A 17,049-nucleotide genomic window follows, 5' to 3' on the forward strand; every position below is an offset into this window, starting at 1 on the left:
ATCTACGCTCTGAGCTTGTAGGCCAGACCGTCCGCGGTCCCCGAACCGACGCTGTGAGCCGACCGGGGGGAAGGCCGCACACATGGTCAGGGAGGCCCGCTTGCTCGGGAGGAGGGTGCGACCGCGGTGTCCGAGGGGGAGATCGGCCGAATACTGAACAATCGTTACCGCCTCAGCCGCAGTCTCGGCCGAGGCGGTATGGGCGAGGTCTGGCTGGCTGTGGACACCGCCCTCGGCCGCGAGGTCGCGGTCAAGGAGTTGCTGCTGCCGAAGTCCTTGGACGCGGGCTCGCAGCGGTCCTGGCTGGAGCGCAGCAAGCGCGAGGCGATCGCCGCGGCCCGGATCCGCCACGAGAACGTGGTGACGGTGCACGACGTCTTCGAAGAGGACGGTTTGCCGTGGATCGTCATGGAATTGGTGATCTCGCGCTCGCTGGCCGACGTGATCCGCGCGGAGGGTCGGCTCGACCACGCCGAGGCGGCCCGGATCGGCCTCGACGTGCTACGCGCGCTGCGCGCCGCGCACGCCAAGGGCGTCCTGCACCGGGACGTGAAGCCGGCGAACGTGCTCTTGGGCATGGACGGCCGGGTGGTGCTCACCGACTTCGGCATCGCCACCTTCGCCGACGCGCCCCAGGTGACCCAGTTCGGCGAACTGCTCGGCACCCCGGGCTATCTCGCGCCCGAGCGCGCCGAACAGTTCGCCCGGGGCCGCGGCGGCGTGCTGACCGACAACGGCTCGACCGAGCACACGCTCGCCGACCCGCCGGACGCACTGGATCCGGCCTCCGACCTGTGGTCGCTCGGCGCGACCCTGTACGAGATGGTCGAGGGTCTCGCGCCGTTTCGTCGGGCCTCCCCCGTGGAGGTGGTGGACGCGGTGGTGAACGCGCCGCCCGCACCGCCTCGGCACGCCGGTCCGCTGGAGCCGGTGATCATGGGCCTGTTGCGCAAGGATCCGCTCCGGCGGTTGGACGCCAAGGAGACCGACGCGCTGCTCACCCGAGTGGTGCAGGACTCGGTGCCGGTGACCTGGGGCGGCGACCCGCTGCCCCGGCGCGAGCCGGACGAGGGCGTCGAGGCCACCTACGCGGGCGAGGGTCCACCCGAGGAACCGGCGTCGCGGCCCGCGGGCCGGGCCGGGTGGTGGCGGCGCACCCGGATCGCGCTGCCCGCCGCGTTGGCGTTCCTGTTGGTCGCGGTCGGCGCGTCCTGGCTCGCGGTGGAGAACAACCGGGCCGAGGGCGGCACGCACGCCCCCGACCCGCTCGCCAATCTGCGCAAGAACTCGCCGACGTACCGGGAGATGGTGGCCCGGGGTCGGATCATCATCGGCGTCAAGCCGGACCAGCCCGGGTGGAGCGTGCGCACCGGCGAGCAGGCGTATCAGGGCTTCGACGACGACGTCGCGCGGATGATCGCGGACGATCTCGGCTTCAAGGACCGCGTCACGTTCATGGACGTGGAGACGCAGAACCGCGAGTACCGGATCACCAGCGGTCAGGTCGACCTGGTCGTGGCCAGCTACACGATCAACGCCGCCCGGTCGCAGAAGGTCTCGTTCGCCGGGCCGTACTTCATCGCCGGCCAGGACTTTTTGGTCCGCACGGACGAGCCGGACGTCAACGGTCCCGAGGACCTCGCCGACAGCGCGGTGTGCGTGGTGCGCGAGTCGACGTCGGCGAACCGGATCCGCTCCGAGTTCCCGACCATGAAGGTGCAGGAACGCGGCAAGTATTCGGAGTGCGTGGACGAGTTGTTGGCCAAGAACGTGCGCGGGGTCAGCACCGACGACGCGATCCTGTCCGGCTTCGTCGCCCAGCATCCGGGCATGCTGCGGATCCTGGGCCGGCCGTTCTCGGACGAGCCGTACGGGGTGGGCCTGAGCAAGGGCGACGTCGCCCTGGCGGACGCGGTGTGCGGGGCGCTGAACCGGCACATCGCCAACGGCGACTGGCAGCGGGCCTACGACGTGCGGCTGCGCCCGCTGGGCCTGCCCCAGCCGCGCGCGCCGCAGTGCCGGGTGGCCGAATAGCGGCGGCCGTCGACCGGTCCCGGGCGGCTCAGTCGGCCCGGGGCACGGTCAGCGTGACGGTCAGCCCGCCACCCTCGCGCGCGGCGAAGTCGATCCGCCCGCCGCTCGCCGCGAGCAGCGTGCGGGCGATCGACAGGCCCAGGCCGGAGCCGTCCACGTTCTGGTGTCGCGGGCTGCGCCAGAACCGGTCGCCCACCCGGCGCATCTCCTCGAAGGTGAGTCCCGGGCCGCGGTCGCTGACCCGGATCTCCACCTCGCTGCCCACCGCCGAACACGCCACGGTGATCGTGGTGTCCTCGGGGGCGAACTTGAGCGCGTTGTCCAGGATCGCGTCCAGCGCGCTGCCCAGGGTGACCGGGTCCACGTTGCCGGTCAGCGCGAGCGGGCCCTCCTGCTCGAACCGGCGACCGCGGCTGCGGGCCAACGTCTGCCAGGCGTCCACCCGTTCGTGCACCAGGGCCGCCACGTCCACCGCCCGGGCGGACGGGCGGGCGTTCTCGGCCAGGGCCAACTCCAGGAGTTCGTCCAGGACATGGGTGAGCCGCCGACCCTCGTCGCGCACGCCGTCCAGCGTCTCGCCGTGGCCGGGCGGCAACGACAACCCCAGCTCCTCGATCCGCAACAACAGCGCGGACAGGGGGTTGCGCAGTTGGTGCGAGGCGTCCGCGGCGAACGCTCGCTGCTGGTCCACGACGGTCTCCACGTGATCCGCCATCTCGTTGAACGACCTTGCCAGCCGCCGCAGTTCCGGCGGCCCCTGGGCGCCGGCCACGCGCGCTCCGAGCCGACCCGTGGCGATCTCGTGGGTCACCGAGTCGAGCACCCGGACCGGGCGCAGCACCCAGCCGGTGAGCCGGGTCGCGAGCAGCAGCGCGGCCAGCACCGCGACCACCTCGCCGGCGACCAGAATCAGCCATACCCGTTGGATCTGCGAACGCATCCGGCCGGTCGGCGAGTCGGTCAACACGACCGCCACCACGTCGCCGCGGTGGATCACCGGGACCGCCACCACGATGCGATCCCGCTGCCAGGGCCACACCTGCCCGGGGTCGTCGCTGCGCCGCCCGGCGAGCGCCTCGGTGAACGCCGGCGAGCGCGGATCGACCCGAAATCCCGGGCGGGACACGGCGATCGGCTGGCCGCGTCGATCGAAGGCACCGACCCGGATGCCGTAGACGTCCTGGTATCGCTCCAGTTCGGAGCGCAACATGTCCAGGTCGGTCGCGTCCGGGCCGGGCGGTCGGCCGACGTCGGTCTGCGCACGCAGGGTGTCCGAGACGACGGTGAGCTGGGTGTCCGAAACGAAGCGGGTGAGGTCGTCCACCCGATCGCGGATCAGCTCCTGCTGATGCGCGGACGCGCGGGAGATCGCCAACGGGATGCCGAGCGCGATCAGCACCGCGGTCATCAGGGCGAGGAGCAGGGCGAGCAGGCGGGTACGCACAGGGGCCGGTGACGATCCGTCGGGAAGCCGGTGGGATCAGGCCTCGGGAACGACACGGTAGCCCACGCCGCGCACCGTCTCGACGATCGCCGGATTGCCGAGCTTGGAACGCAGCGACGCGACGTGCACCTCCAGGGTGCGGTTGTTGCCCGCCCAGCTCGTGTGCCAGACCTCGCTGATGATCTGTTCGCGGCGAAACACCACGCCCGGGCGTTGTGCCAGCAGGGCGAGCAGGTCGAACTCCTTGCGGGTGAGCACCACATCGACTCCGCCGACGGTGACCCGCCGGGTGGCCGGGTCCAACTCGATGCCGCCGGGCCCCTTGGCGGCCGGCGCACTCTCCGCAGCGGGTGCGTCACTGCGCGTGCGTCTGCTCACCGCGTGTATGCGGGCCAGGAGTTCGCCGATGTCGTAGGGCTTGGTGACGTAGTCGTCGGCGCCCAGGTTCAGCCCGTGTATGCGCGATCGGATGTCCGCGCGCGCGGTGACCATGATCACCGGGACGTCGCACAGCCGGCGGATCCGACTGCACACCTCGAAGCCGTCGTGGTCGGGCAGCGACAGGTCGAGCAGCACCACGTCCGGCACGTCGTCGAGCGCGGCGAGGGCCTCCTCGCCGGTGGTGGCATGCCGCACGGTGAAGCCGTGCCGGCCCAGAACCGCGCGTAGCGGCGCGGCGACTCGCAGATCATCCTCGACGAGCAGGAGGCGCACGTGGTTCCTCACATCTGACGGTCCGTTACCGACTCTTGACCTCAAGACAAGCTCAAGTGCACTGACTGGGGGGGTGTTGCCTGCCTTAGTGTCACGCACCACCCGGCCTCGCCGGGAGACTCTCGAACCCACCTGCCACCCGGTCGCGCAAAAAGATACGGGACGACTCTGGACGGAGCCCGCCATCGTGACGACGGATGCCTCTGACATCGCACCGAAGCCGCCGGTGCTCACCAAGCGCGACATCGGCAAGGACGCGCACCCCGGCGAGCCCCTCGTCGTGTTGGAGAACGTCAACAAGCACTTCGGCGCCCTGCACGTGTTGCAGGACATCGACCTGACGATCCACAAGGGCGAGGTCGTCGTCGTCATCGGTCCGTCCGGATCGGGAAAGTCGACGCTGTGCCGCACGATCAACCGGCTGGAGGCGATCGACGGCGGCCGGATCACCATCGACGGCAACCTCCTCCCGCAGGAGGGCCGCGACCTCGCCCGGCTGCGCTCGGACGTGGGCATGGTGTTCCAGTCGTTCAACCTGTTCGCGCACAAGACCGTGCTCCAGAACGTGACGCTGGGCCCGCTCAAGGTGCGTCGCGAGAAGGCCGACGTGGTCACCCGCCGGGCACACGAACTGCTGGACCGGGTCGGTGTGGGCAGCCAGGCGGACAAGTACCCCTCGCAGCTCTCCGGTGGTCAGCAGCAGCGCGTCGCGATCGCCCGGGCGCTGGCCATGGAGCCCAAGGTGATGCTCTTCGACGAGCCCACCTCCGCACTCGACCCGGAAATGATCAACGAGGTCCTGGAGGTCATGCGCGACCTGGCCGCCGAGGGCATGACGATGGTCGTGGTGACCCACGAGATGGGCTTCGCGCGCTCCGCCGCGAACCGGGTGATCTTCATGGCCGACGGCCGCATCGTCGAGGAGAACACGCCCGACGAGTTCTTCAGCAACCCGCGCAGCGATCGTGCTCGGGACTTCCTCTCCAAGATCCTGCACCACTGAGCCGCATCGGGCGCCCCCAGTGCGCCCGATCGCGCAACTCACGCTTCGCACCCCGCGGTTCGTCTGTCGTCAGGCCGCTCTCCTCTTTCACCCAAGGACGTTGATCATGAAGATGCGCTCATCCGTGGCCGTCGCCGGCATCGCCGTGCTCGCCCTGTTCGGTACCGCGTGTGGCAAGGACGGTTCGCCGGAGGCCAAGACTCCGGGCGGCAGCACCGGCGGTTCGCAGGGTGCGCCCGGCGCGCCCGGCGCCGCCAAGCCCGAGCTGCCGTCCTACACGCCCAAGGCGGACGCGGCGCTCACCGGCTCGAAGACCTTCGAAAACGCCAAGAAGCGCGGCAAGCTGATCGTCGGCGCCAAGGAGGACCAGCCCTTCCTCGGCTCCAAGGACCCGGCCACCGGCAAGTACTCCGGCTTCGACATCGAGATCGCCAAGATGATCGCGGCCGACCTCGGCTTCGGCCCGGACAAGATCGAGTTCAAGGCGATCGCGTCGACCAACCGTGAGAACGCGCTGGTCAACGGTGACATCGACTACTACGTCGGCACCTACAGCATCACCGACAAGCGCAAGGAGCAGGTGTCCTTCGCGGGTCCGTACTACATCGCGGGCCAGTCGCTGCTGGTGCGCAAGAACGAGACCTCGATCACCGGCAAGGACACCATCAAGGGCAAGACGGTGTGCTCCGCCAAGGGCTCCACCCCGCTGCAGAACCTGCAGTCCAAGTTCCCCGACACCACCACCCGGGTGTTCGACACCTACTCGCTGTGTGTCGAGAACCTGCTCTCCAACCAGGTCGACGCGGTCTCCACCGACGACGCGATCCTCAAGGGCTACGCGGCCAAGGACCCGGCCGCGCTCAAGGTGGTCGGCGAGCCGTTCACCGTGGAGAACTACGGCGTCGGCCTGAACAAGGACGACGCGGTGTTCCGCAACGCGGTCAGCGACGCCCTGGAGGCGCACGAGAAGAACGGCGACTGGAAGAAGGCGTACGACGCCACGCTCGGCCTGTCCGGCTCGGCCGCCCCGGCCATCCCGGCGCTCGTTCGCTACTGACGCGCCTCGCGCCTCGTCGCCGCTCGCACGTCGTGCGCCGTCCGGTTCCGGCTCCCCCGGGACCGGCCGGTGCACGACCCCTCCCGTCCCCGCCGCAGGTGAGCAGGGGAACGGGCCGTCAACCCAACCCCTGACCCCACGATCACGGAGAGGAGGGCTCGATCACGATGCTCGAAGTGATCCAGGACAACTGGGATCTCTTGCGGCACGGCTTCGTCGGGACGCTCAAGCTGACCGTCGTCTGTGGGATCGCGTCGCTTCTGCTCGGCACGCTGATAGCCGCGTGTCGGGTCTCGCCGGTGCCGCCCCTGCGCTGGTTCGGCGCCGCGTACGTCAATCTTTTCCGCAACACCCCTTTGACGCTGATCTTCTTCGCCGTCGCGCTCGGTTTCCCCAAGCTGCGGTTCAACTTCTCCTTCTTCCAGTTCGCGGTCATCGCGCTGAGCACGTACACCGCCGCCTTCATCTGTGAGGCGATCCGCTCGGGCATCAACACCGTCCCGATCGGCCAGGCCGAGGCCGCCCGCAGCCTGGGCATGTCCTTCACCCAGACGCTGAGCCAGATCGTGCTGCCGCAGGCCGGTCGGGCGGCGGTCCCGCCGATCGGCAGCCTGCTGATCGCGATGGTCCGCAACTCGGCCATCGCCAGCGCCTTCAACACCACCGAACTCATGGGCACCAGCTCGACGATGATCGAGAACGGCTACAAGTCGTTGTGGGTCCTGGTGTGGATCGCGATCGGCTACCTGATCATCACCTTGACCATGAGCGCGCTGTTGGCCGCGCTGGAGAAGAAGCTGGCGGTGGTCCGATGAGCCGCGAAGCGAGCGTGCTGTTCGACGTACCGGGCCCCAAGGCACGCCGACGCAACCTGATCATCGGCGTGGTCGGCACCCTGGCCCTGGCCGGCTTCCTGGTCTTCGTGATCATGCGGTTCGAGGACACCGGCCAGTTCGAGTCGGCCAAGTGGGACCCGTTCCAGTACACGGGTGTCCAGCAGTTCATCTTCGACGGCCTCAAGGCCACCTTGAAGGCGTTCGCGCTGGCCGCGGTGTTCTCGATCGTGCTCGGCGCCTTCCTGGCCGCCGGCCGGCTCTCCGATCACAAGATCGTGCGCTGGGCCGCGACCACGTTCGTGACCTTCTTCCGCGCGATGCCGCTGCTGGTACTGATCTTCATGCTCTACCTCGTCCCGGCCAGCCAGGGCTGGTGGAAGTGGGAGCCGATGTGGCCGCTGGTGGTCGGTCTGACCATCTACAACGGCACCGTGCAGGCGGAGAACATCCGCGCGGGCATCCTCGCGGTGCCCAAGGGCCAAAGCGAGGCGGCCTACGCGCTGGGCATGCGCAAGACCCAGGTGATGACGATGATCCTGGTCCCGCAGGGCATCCGCACCATGCTCCCGACGATCATCAGCCAGATCGTGGTGACCCTCAAGGACACCTCGCTCGGCTTCCTGATCACCTACCCGGAGCTGCTCGCGGCGGCCAAGCTGATCGGCGGTTACCAGGACTACCACATGCCGTTCATCCCGGTGACGATCATCGTCGGCGCGATCTACGTCGCGATGTGCATGATCCTGTCCGCCTTCGCCACCTGGCTGGAGCGCCGACTGCGCACCTCGCGCAAGGGCAAGCCGATCGCCGTCGAGTCACGAGCGGTCGCGCCGGCCCTGGACGGTGCCGGCGTCTGAGCGCGCCGCGACACCCGCACCACCGACGACCGACGCCCCGCGGTGCACACCACCCGCGGGGCGTCGCTTTGTCGTGCCGGGGTCCCGGTGCCGGATGATGGGCGACGAGTACGACACGTCTTGCAACACTTGGGGGGCCACGATGGCGGGCAATGCTCCGCGCGCGGACTCGGTGATCATCGCGGGCGCCGGGCCCGCCGGTTTGGCCGCCGCCCTGGCCCTGGCCGGGCGCGGGGTGCGCTCGGTCGTGGTGGACTCGGGCAACGGCACGCCGCGAGCCGGCTCGCGCGCGTGTGCGCTGGACGGCGCGACGCTGGCCTTCGTCTACGACCTGACCGGCACCCGCCTGGACGGCGCCGCCGAACCGTGGGGCGTGCAACGGATCCGCCGGCGCACCCGCGACGTACCGCAGCCGGTCGACGAGCCGGAGGCGCCCGTCCGCTACGGCCTCTCCCAACAGCGCCTGGAGCGCGCCCTGTTGGATGCCGCGCACGCCAGTCCGCTGGTGACCACCGCGTGGCGGCACCGGATCGAGGGGGTCGAACAGGACGAGACCTCGGTCACTTTGCTCGCCCGCGGCCCGGGCGGTCCGGTCAAGTGGCGCGCGCAGTGGCTGCTCGGCTGCGACGGGGCCCGCTCGGTGGTCCGGCGCGCGGTCGACGTGCGCTTTCCCGGCCGGCCGCGGGTGGACCGGCTGTTGTGCGCGGACGTGAAGGTACGGCTGCCGCGCCGGATCACGGCGACCTCGCTGGTGCCCCCGGATCCCTCGCTCGCCGACGAGCCCCCGACCCCCGACACCGGCGGGCCGGCCACCCCGTGGTTGTTCGTGGACCCGCCGTTCCACCGCGGCGGCACGGTGCTCGCCCAGCCGCTGCCCGACGACGTGTGGCGGCTGACCTGGCAACTCCCGATGGCGCACGGAGTGGCCAAGGCCGCCGAGGAGACCCGGGTGATCCCGGTGACCGGGGACCTGGCCGACCCCAAGCGGGTCTCCGCCCGGGTGCGTTCGGTGTTGCGCACCCTGGACGCGCTCTCCCCCGATTCGGACTCGGCCGAGGATCCCGCGCACGACCTGTTGTGGAGCGGCGAGTACGAGGTGCACCAGCGACTCGCCCGCCGCTTCCGGGTCGGCCGGGTGCTGCTCGCCGGGGACGCGGCGCACCTGGTCCACCCGTCCGCCGCGGACGCGGTCGAACTCGGTCTCCAGGACGTGCGCAACCTGGCCTGGAAGCTGGCCTTCACGCTGCGCGGCTACGCCCCGATCCGGCTCCTGGAGACCTACCACGGCGAACGCCGGGGGGCCGCCCGACGCCGGTTGGCGCTGGGCGAGGACGCGCTGCACTTCCTGGCTCCGGCGAGCCCGGCGCAGAAGGTGGGCCGCCGACTGACCCTGATGGGTGCGCGCGGCAAGGGCACCACGTTGCGCCGGCTCGACCCGCGCGGTCCGGCCGCGAGCACGTCGGGCCCCGACTACAGCGGCTCGCCGCTGCTCACCCCCGGCCCCGGAGTCGGCGAGTGGATCCGCGACGTCGCGGTGGTGCGGGCGGACGGCGCCGACGGGTGGCTGACCGAGTGCCTGGACCGAGGGCTGGTCGTGCTGTTGATCGCCCCGGGCATAGAGGTGTGGCACGGCGACCGCTGGCGCGAGGCGGGCCTGATGCCACGACTGCGCGCACGCCTGGACAAGCTCGCCGCGCCGGCCGAGTTGGTGGTCACCCCCGAGTACCCGGGCGCCGGCGCGCACACGATCCTGCTGATCCGCCCGGACGGCTACATAGCGGCGCACCTGCCCCCCGAGCACCTGGACATCCTGGAGGAGGCCATCGACCGCGCCCGCGGCGCCGGGCACTGACCCGGGCGTCCGGGCGCGGGCCGGCCCACGGCCCGAGCCCGGATCAGATCCCGTAGTGCCAGGTGGTGAGCATGTACGCGCCGTACCACATGCCGAACAGACACATCCCGGCGAGCACCAGCACGGCGGTACGCGTGCGAGCGCGCGCCAGCACGGTGGCCAGTGGGACGAAGAACAGCAGCGTGGGGATCATCAGCCGCAACTTCGAGTGGTAGTAGTTGCTCTGACACAGCGTCATCACCAGGATCGACAGGCCGTAGACCGCCAGCGGCGGCCAGATCCGTCGATTCAGCGCGACCAGCGAACCGATCACGGCCGCGATGATCAACACCGCGGTGCTGACCGCTATCCACTGGTCGCCGTTGCGCAGCGTGTCGGTCAGGAAGTGGCGAACCGCCTCGCCGTTGTCCCACTTGGTGCCCCAGCCGGCGTCCTGGATGGTGAACCAGGCGTCGATCTCGCCGAGCCGGGTGCCCACCCACAGCAGGTACAGCGGCATGCCCAGACACGCGATCACGCACGCCGCGATCGGGCGGTACACGATCCGCCGGTGTTGCCACATCTCCAACAGCGCGGCCACCCCCAGGGCGGCGATCGCCGCGATGCCGGCCGGTCGGGTGATGCTGGTCAGGCACGCGAGCAGACCCGCGGTCAGCCAGGCCTTGCGGTGCGCCGCGAGCAGCGTGCCCACCGCGAGCGCCAGGAACAGCGTCTCGCTGTAGGCCATCGAGAAGACCACGCCCATCGGCTGCGCGCCGCCCACGAGCACGGTCATCACGAGCGCCGCGCGCCGGTCGTACAGCCGCTTCATGAACACGTACAACACGCACAACGCGGCGGCGGTGGCCAGGTGTCCGGCGATCAGGCCGGCCGTCTCGTAGTCGGTGCCGGTGAGGTAGTGCACGATCCGGACCAGGCCCGGATACAGCGGGAAGAACGCGAGCGTGTTGCCGGTGAGGTCGCCCTCGGGGGTGTACGTGAAGCTGTCCGGGTAGCCGTGCGCGGCGACGTCCACGTACCAGTGCGCGTCCCACTGCAACAGCCGATCCCGCAGGCTCGGGCCGCCCGGCGGGATCATCCACGAGAGCACCAGCAACTGGAGCACGGCGGTGCCCGCGTATACCGCCAAGGGCGGCCACAGCAGCCGGAAGCCGCGCTCCGCGAACGACAGGGCCCCCGACGAGTTCTCGTCGGGGGCACCGCGGTCCGCGCCGGACGCCCGGGCGCCGGGTATCCGGGGCTCGTCGATGACGGTCAACACGTACTCCTCAGTGGGTTCGGTCTATTCAACGCCAGGGGCAACTGACACGGTTGACGCCCTTCGCGCGCTTTCTGTGTGGCCTATGTCACGCGTCCGGAGTCTGACGCTCTGTCAACTCCGGGCGCGAAGTTCTACTGTGCTTCTTCGTAATCCGTTCGGAGGAGTCGCATGCCCGTCGCACCGCAGATCCAGCCGATCCTCGACGCTGTCGCCGCCGCGCCGCCCCTGTTGGCCGACCTGCCCTTGGCGGAGCGCCGCGCCGCGTCGAACAAAGCCCTCGAGTCGTCCATCCTCGCGTTCGCCGAGGCCGCGCCGGAAGGTGTGACGACGCGGGATGTGAGCATCACGGTGAAGGAGCCCGAGCCGGGCAAGATCACCGCTCGCGTGTACACACCGGCCGGCCCCGCCCCCAAGGGCGGTCGCCCAGGCTACGTGTACCTGCACGACGGCACGTGGTGGCTCGGCGCGGTGGACCGGTTCGACGGTCACTGCGCGCACATCGCCGCCGAGAGCGGCGCCGTGGTGATCTCCGTCGAGTATCGCCTGGCACCCGAGTTCAAGTTCCCCTGGCCCCTGGAGGACGCGTACGCCGCGTGGATCTGGGTGCAGGAGCGCGCCTTCCAGCTCGGTGTCAACGCGGACAAGGTGGCGATCGGCGGCACGGGCGCGGGCGGCAATCTGGCCGCCGCCTGCTCGATCATGCTGCGCGACCGCCGCCAGCCGACCCCGGTCGCCCAGGTGCTGGACGCGGCGATCCTGGACCTGACCCTGTCGCTGCCGTCCGTGTCGGAGAACGGCGAGGGCTACCTGCTCACCCGCGCGGCGCTGGAGGAGGCCGTCGGGCTGTACCTGACCAGCCCGCGCAGCGAGCGCACCGATCCGCTCGCGTCGCCGCTGCACGCCGAGGACCTGGCCGGGCTGCCCGCCGCGCTGGTGCTCACCGGCGAGTACGACCCGCTGCGCGACGAGGGCGAGGCGTACGCGAAGCAGTTGGAGGGGGCCGGCGTGCCGGTCGAGGCCAAGCGCTTCGACGGCTTCGTGCACGGCGCGGGCGAACTCACCGCGCTGGTTCCGCAGGCACGCGAGTATCGCTCGACCATGGCGCAGTTCCTCAAGCGCACGCTGGGCTGAGCGGGACGCGGGGCCGCCTCACCCTGCCCCGCGTCACCCGGACATGCGGCGGCCGTCCCGTCGGGCTTGCGCTCGGCGGGACGGCCACAGGTCCACGGCCTTCGGGCGACAGCAGAAACATCCGGCGCGCGGACATTCCAAGTGTGGCGCGCATGATCGAATCCGGCCACCCCTGCGCCGGATTTTGATCATCATTCTTGCTGTTTTTGATCGGCCGATCAGGTGCGTTACTCGTGCCCGGCCGGACTGTCCTGGGCGACGAGCGCCTGCTGCACGGTGTCGTGCACGGCCACCATCAGGGTGAAGCCGGTCAGGCGCAGCACTCGGGCGACCGCCCGGGTCGGCGCGATCAGTTGCAGGGAGCCGCCGGCCTCGCGGGCCCGCCGCTCGGCTCGGACCAGGATCCGCAGGCCGAACGAGTCGATGAAGGCGACCGAGGACAGGTCGAGCAACAAGCGGTTCAGGCCCGCCGAGACCTGTCGGCTCAGCGCGTCGTCCAGGATCGGACCACTGTCCATATCGATCTCGCCGTGCACGGTCACCAACGTGTGACCGGCTCCGACTGCCGATACCTGCACCAGGAGGGGACCGCTCTCGTCGTTCACGGGCGCATGCCTACCCTTCGATTCCGGGAGCACACCTCACGTGTCCCGCCGGGTCGTCGACGCGACACCGGCAACGTGCGTCACCGGTGTCGGGACGGGGCCGGGCGCCCGTGTCGGCGTTCGTCCCGGCGCTTCGGCTCGGCACCGGGGGTGGGCACCGGGGCTCAGCACTCGATGATGTTGACCGCGAGGCCGCCCCGGGCGGTCTCCTTGTACTTGGTCTTCATGTCCGCGCCGGTCTCCTTCATGGTCTTGATGACCTTGTCCAGCGAGACGTGGTGCCGGCCGTCGCCGCGCAGGGCCATCCGGGCGGCGGTGACCGCCTTGACGCCGGCCATGCCGTTGCGCTCGATGCACGGGATCTGCACCAGGCCGCCGACCGGGTCGCAGGTGAGCCCGAGGTTGTGCTCCATGCCGATCTCGGCGGCGTTCTCCACCTGCTCGGGGGTGCCGCCCAGGACCTCCGCCAGGCCGCCGGCGGCCATCGCGCAGGCCGAACCCACCTCGCCCTGGCAGCCGACCTCGGCGCCCGAGATGGACGCGTTCTCCTTGAACAACATGCCGATCGCACCCGCGGCGAGCAGGAAGCGCACGATGCCGTCCTCGTCCGCGCCCGGGACGGTGGCCACGTAGTGGTGCAGGACGGCCGGGATGATTCCGGCGGCGCCGTTGGTGGGCGCGGTGACCACCCGGCCGCCGGCGGCGTTCTCCTCGTTGACGGCCATCGCCCACAGGGTGACCCACTCCATCGCGTGCGTGGGGCGGTCTCCCTCGGCGCGCAGCGTGCGGGCGGTCCGCGCGGCACGGCGGCGCACCTTGAGCCCACCGGGCAGGATGCCCTCGGTGGACAGGCCGCGCTCCATGCACGCACGCATCACGTGCCAGATCTCCAGCAGCTCGGCGCGGATCTCCGGCTCGGTGCGCCACGCCTTCTCGTTCTCCAGCATCAGCGCGGACACCGAGAGGCCGGTCTCCCGGGTCAACCGCAACAACTCGTCGCCGGTGCGGAACGGGTGTCGCAGCACGGTGTCGTCGGGCTTGACCCGATCCGCCCCGACCGCGTCCTCGTCCACCACGAAGCCGCCGCCGACCGAGTAGTAGGTCTTGGTGAGCAACTCGGTGCCGTCCGCGTCGCGTGCCCACGCGGTCATCCCGTTGGCGTGGTACGGCAGCGACTTGCGTCGGTGCAGCACCAGGTCCCGGTCGCCGTCGAAGGCGATGTCCTGCACGCCCAGCAGCCGCAACATCCCCGACTCGCGGATGCGCGCCAGCTCCGGCTCGACCTCCTCCGGGTCGACGGTGCGCGGCGAATAACCCTCCAGGCCGAGCAGCACCGCGCGTGGCGTGCCGTGCCCGTGCCCGGTCGCGCCCAGGGAGCCGTACAGCTCGACCCGGACGGAGGCGACCCGGTCCAGGACGCCCTCGCTCTTGAGCCGCTGCGCGAACATCCGCGCGGCGCGCATGGGGCCCACCGTGTGGGAGCTCGACGGGCCGATCCCGATCGAGAACATGTCGAACACACTGATCGCCAAGGCGGATGGCCCTTCAAGCGGACGGCAGGGACGTGTGCGCGCCGAAGAACGCGCTTGTGGCGGTCCGACGGCTCGGACAACCCTCCCAGGCTAGGTCACCGGCTCCGGTCCCGGGACCGCCCGGCCCTGATCACCGCGGAGCCTGATCACCACGGGTCCTGGTCGGCCTCGTCGGCCGCCTCCTGATCCAGCGCCTCCCGGACCACGCGCAGGGCCAGGCCCTCGCCGTATCCCTTGCGCGCGAGCATGCCCGCCACCCTGCGGATGCGCTTGTCCCGGTCCAGGCCACGCGTGCCCGGCAACCGTCTGGCCACCAGGGCCCGGGCCGTCTCCAGCTCCTGCTCGGGATCGAGTCGGGCGATCGCCTCGTCCACCACGACGGCGTCCACGCCGCGTTGGCGCAGCTCGCGGGCCAGGGCCCGACGGGCCAGCCCCTTCCCGGTGTGCCTGGTGTCGACCCACGCGCCCGCGAAGGCGGTGTCGTCGATCAGTCCCACGTCGGTGAATCGGCCCAGTACGTATTCCGCCACCTCGTCGGGCACCTCCCGACGGCGCAGCGCGTCCGCCAGTTGGGCCCGGGTGCGGGCACGCCCGGTCAGCAGGCGCAGGCAGATCGCCCGCGCGGTGGCCTCCGGATCGGCGAGCGCCTCGGCACCGGCCTCGATGTCGTTCCCGCCGTCGTCCTCGTTTGTGGCGCGCGTGTCCCGGCGGGTCCGGCCCCGAGTCCCGGCCCGCTCACGCCTGTCCCGCTTGCTCCGCCCGTCCCGATCACCGTCGGACCGCCGACTCGCGGTCCGCTCGTCCGCGTCGTGGACGTCGGCCCCCGAGCCGTCGTCCCCCGCGTTCCGGTCGCCGATTTCGTTCTCGCCGGCCGCGCGCTCCCCCGAGTCGCGTCGCGCCGAGCCGGCTCGGCGGGTGTTGCGGCGCTCGGCGGCACCGCGGCCGACCCGATCGCCCGTCGTGGCACGCGCCGCGACGGCCGCCAACGCGGCCCGCAGTTCGGCGGGGTCGACCGGCGGGGAGACGGGTCCGGCCTCGGATCCGTCCCCCCACGTGTTCGACCACTCGCCGGCAGGGCGACCCACGAGCTCAGCCCTCCTCGGGTTCCGCTTCCGCCGGCACGTCGACCCGCGGGCCGACTCCGAGCTTCTCCTTGATCTTCTTCTCGATCTCGTCGGAGAGGTCGGGGTTGTCCTTGAGGAACTTCCGCGCGTTCTCCTTGCCCTGACCGAGCTGGTCGCCCTCGTACGTGTACCAGGCGCCGGACTTGCGCACGAAGCCGTGCTCGACGCCCATGTCGATCAGGCCGCCCTCGCGGCTGATCCCGACGCCGTAGAGGATGTCGAACTCGGCCTGCTTGAACGGCGAGGCCAGCTTGTTCTTGACCACCTTGACCCGGGTGCGGTTGCCGACCGCCTCGGTGCCGTCCTTGAGCGTCTCGATGCGTCGGATGTCCAGACGCACGGACGCGTAGAACTTCAGCGCCCGACCACCGGTGGTGGTCTCCGGCGAGCCGAACATCACGCCGATCTTCTCGCGAAGCTGGTTGATGAACAGCGCGGTGGTGTTCGTCTGGTTGAGCGCACCGGTGATCTTGCGGAGCGCCTGGCTCATCAGTCGGGCCTGGAGGCCGACGTGCGAGTCGCCCATCTCGCCCTCGATCTCGGCGCGCGGCACGAGCGCCGCCACCGAGTCGATGACGATGATGTCGACCGCGCCGGAGCGCGTCAGCATGTCGACGATCTCCAGCGCCTGCTCGCCGGTGTCCGGCTGCGACACCAGCAGGGCGTCGGTGTCGACGCCCAGCTTCCTCGCGTAATCCGGGTCGAGCGCGTGCTCGGCGTCGACGATCGCCGCGATGCCGCCGGCCCGCTGCACGCTCGCGATCGCGTGCAGTGCCAGGCTCGTCTTGCCGGAGCCTTCCGGGCCGTAGACCTCTACGACGCGACCGCGCGGGAGGCCACCGATGCCCAGTGCCACGTCGAGCGAGATCGAACCGGTGGGAATGACCTCGATCGGTGCACGCGCCTCGTCGCCGAGACGCATCACCGAACCCTTCCCGAACTGTCGTTCAATTTGGGCGAGGGCGTTCTCCAACGCCTTCTCGCGATCCTGTCCAGCCATGGATGCCGCCTTGCCGGTCTGTGGTGTTCGCTTCACACCTTGAACGCTAACCCGTCGCACCGACACGGAGGCACGACCGGCCCACGCCTGTGGACAACGTCGGGGGAAGCGTAGCCCGAACTCTTGTTCGAATCGGCCGGCGACACGCCATCGCCCGGCGGCATCCACCCATACGGGGGATGCCCGGCGTGCGGCGACAGCGACCCCGCCCCGGCTCAGGCCCCCGCGGCAACCTCACGCGAACGGCGCACCCGGTGCCGGCGCAGGTAGTAGAAGGCGAGGTTCCCGTCCAGCGCGGCGAGCAGCACGAACGGCACGCCGAGCCAGCTTCCGTTGACGAAGGCCACCACGGCGGCGGCGAGCGCCAGGACGCACACGATCACGGCGAGGACGACGATGCGGGGCATGGCGGGGGGCTCCAGACGGGTGCGAACGAGGAACGGCCGCGGCGATACGGGCGCGGCACGGCTCCATTGTCGCCCCCGCCGAACCGGCCGCGGCACCGGCCGCCGACGGCACGGAAGGCGCGAGTCGGGCCCGGAAATCCGAGGGGAAGTTGAATCCACAACAAAGCCGCGCTACATTGTTAAACGTTCAAC

At 70.6% G+C, this 17,049-nt stretch carries 14 protein-coding genes and 1 pseudogene; 7 read left to right on the forward strand and 8 right to left on the reverse strand.

The features are described 5' to 3' along the window. The first annotated feature begins 126 nt into the window (after positions 1-126). Positions 127-2,034 carry a bifunctional serine/threonine-protein kinase/glutamate ABC transporter substrate-binding protein gene (locus ACH4U8_RS02395; RefSeq protein ID WP_395775598.1) on the forward strand — a complete coding sequence of 636 codons (1,908 nt, stop codon included), beginning with the start codon at positions 127-129 and terminating at the stop codon, positions 2,032-2,034. 28 nt (positions 2,035-2,062) lie between these two features. Here ACH4U8_RS02395 and ACH4U8_RS02400 read toward each other — a convergent pair whose 3' ends face one another. After that, complete coding sequence (locus ACH4U8_RS02400; protein WP_360312773.1) at positions 2,063-3,478, reverse strand: HAMP domain-containing sensor histidine kinase; 1,416 nt, start codon at positions 3,476-3,478, stop codon at positions 2,063-2,065. Between the two features lie 36 nt (positions 3,479-3,514). Beyond that, a complete protein-coding gene (locus ACH4U8_RS02405) occupies positions 3,515-4,192 on the reverse strand; it encodes a response regulator transcription factor (RefSeq protein ID WP_360312771.1) in 678 nt (225 codons plus the stop codon). A gap of 244 nt (positions 4,193-4,436) precedes the next feature. Here ACH4U8_RS02405 and ACH4U8_RS02410 point away from each other — a divergent pair, with 244 nt between their 5' ends. The 5 genes from ACH4U8_RS02410 (at position 4,437) to ACH4U8_RS02430 (ending at position 9,797) form a co-directional block, all read left to right on the forward strand. After that, positions 4,437-5,195, forward strand: coding sequence for an amino acid ABC transporter ATP-binding protein (locus ACH4U8_RS02410; protein ID WP_360312952.1), 759 nt, complete (start codon positions 4,437-4,439; stop codon positions 5,193-5,195). A 106-nt stretch (positions 5,196-5,301) separates the two neighbouring features. After that, entirely contained in the window at positions 5,302-6,252 is a 951-nt protein-coding gene (locus ACH4U8_RS02415) for a glutamate ABC transporter substrate-binding protein (RefSeq protein ID WP_360312769.1), read from the forward strand. A 167-nt stretch (positions 6,253-6,419) separates the two neighbouring features. After that, on the forward strand, positions 6,420-7,067 hold the full coding sequence (locus ACH4U8_RS02420; protein ID WP_360312767.1) for an amino acid ABC transporter permease: 648 nt from the start codon (positions 6,420-6,422) through the stop codon (positions 7,065-7,067). Then, positions 7,064-7,945: an amino acid ABC transporter permease gene (locus ACH4U8_RS02425; RefSeq protein WP_395775599.1), complete on the forward strand. Its 882-nt coding sequence runs from the start codon at positions 7,064-7,066 to the stop codon at positions 7,943-7,945. Before ACH4U8_RS02420 ends, ACH4U8_RS02425 begins: the two co-directional genes overlap by 4 nt. Positions 7,946-8,087: 142 nt before the next feature. Next, the gene (locus tag ACH4U8_RS02430) at positions 8,088-9,797 is read left to right on the forward strand and encodes an FAD-dependent monooxygenase (RefSeq protein WP_360312763.1); all 1,710 of its coding nucleotides are present in this window, start codon (positions 8,088-8,090) and stop codon (positions 9,795-9,797) included. A gap of 43 nt (positions 9,798-9,840) precedes the next feature. Here ACH4U8_RS02430 and ACH4U8_RS02435 read toward each other — a convergent pair whose 3' ends face one another. Beyond that, the gene (locus ACH4U8_RS02435; RefSeq protein ID WP_395775600.1) at positions 9,841-11,055 is read right to left on the reverse strand and encodes a hypothetical protein; all 1,215 of its coding nucleotides are present in this window, start codon (positions 11,053-11,055) and stop codon (positions 9,841-9,843) included. A gap of 171 nt (positions 11,056-11,226) precedes the next feature. Here ACH4U8_RS02435 and ACH4U8_RS02440 point away from each other — a divergent pair, with 171 nt between their 5' ends. Further along, entirely contained in the window at positions 11,227-12,189 is a 963-nt protein-coding gene (locus ACH4U8_RS02440; protein ID WP_395775601.1) for an alpha/beta hydrolase, read from the forward strand. Positions 12,190-12,416: 227 nt separating this feature from the next. On the opposite strand, the gene ACH4U8_RS02445 is transcribed toward ACH4U8_RS02440, so the two are convergent. The 5 genes and pseudogenes from ACH4U8_RS02445 to ACH4U8_RS02465 all read right to left on the reverse strand — a co-directional run bounded on the left by ACH4U8_RS02445 (position 12,417) and on the right by ACH4U8_RS02465 (position 16,857). Beyond that, positions 12,417-12,794, reverse strand: a complete 378-nt coding sequence (locus tag ACH4U8_RS02445) for an STAS domain-containing protein (RefSeq protein WP_360312757.1) — start codon at positions 12,792-12,794, stop codon at positions 12,417-12,419. A 164-nt stretch (positions 12,795-12,958) separates the two neighbouring features. Next, positions 12,959-14,326 (reverse strand): L-serine ammonia-lyase, encoded by a 1,368-nt coding sequence (locus ACH4U8_RS02450; RefSeq protein WP_395775602.1) that lies wholly within the window; start codon positions 14,324-14,326, stop codon positions 12,959-12,961. 146 nt (positions 14,327-14,472) lie between these two features. After that, a complete protein-coding gene (gene recX, locus ACH4U8_RS02455; protein ID WP_395775603.1) occupies positions 14,473-15,411 on the reverse strand; it encodes a recombination regulator RecX in 939 nt (312 codons plus the stop codon). Between the two features lie 25 nt (positions 15,412-15,436). Next, a pseudogene (gene recA, locus ACH4U8_RS02460) lies at positions 15,437-16,450 on the reverse strand (recombinase RecA); the annotation flags it as partial. 215 nt (positions 16,451-16,665) lie between these two features. Continuing rightward, complete coding sequence (locus ACH4U8_RS02465; protein ID WP_360312749.1) at positions 16,666-16,857, reverse strand: hypothetical protein; 192 nt, start codon at positions 16,855-16,857, stop codon at positions 16,666-16,668. Positions 16,858-17,049 lie beyond the last annotated feature (192 nt).

This window comes from Embleya sp. NPDC020886 (assembly GCF_044333915.1).
In the GTDB taxonomy this organism is placed as follows: Bacteria; Actinomycetota; Actinomycetes; order Streptomycetales; family Streptomycetaceae; genus Embleya.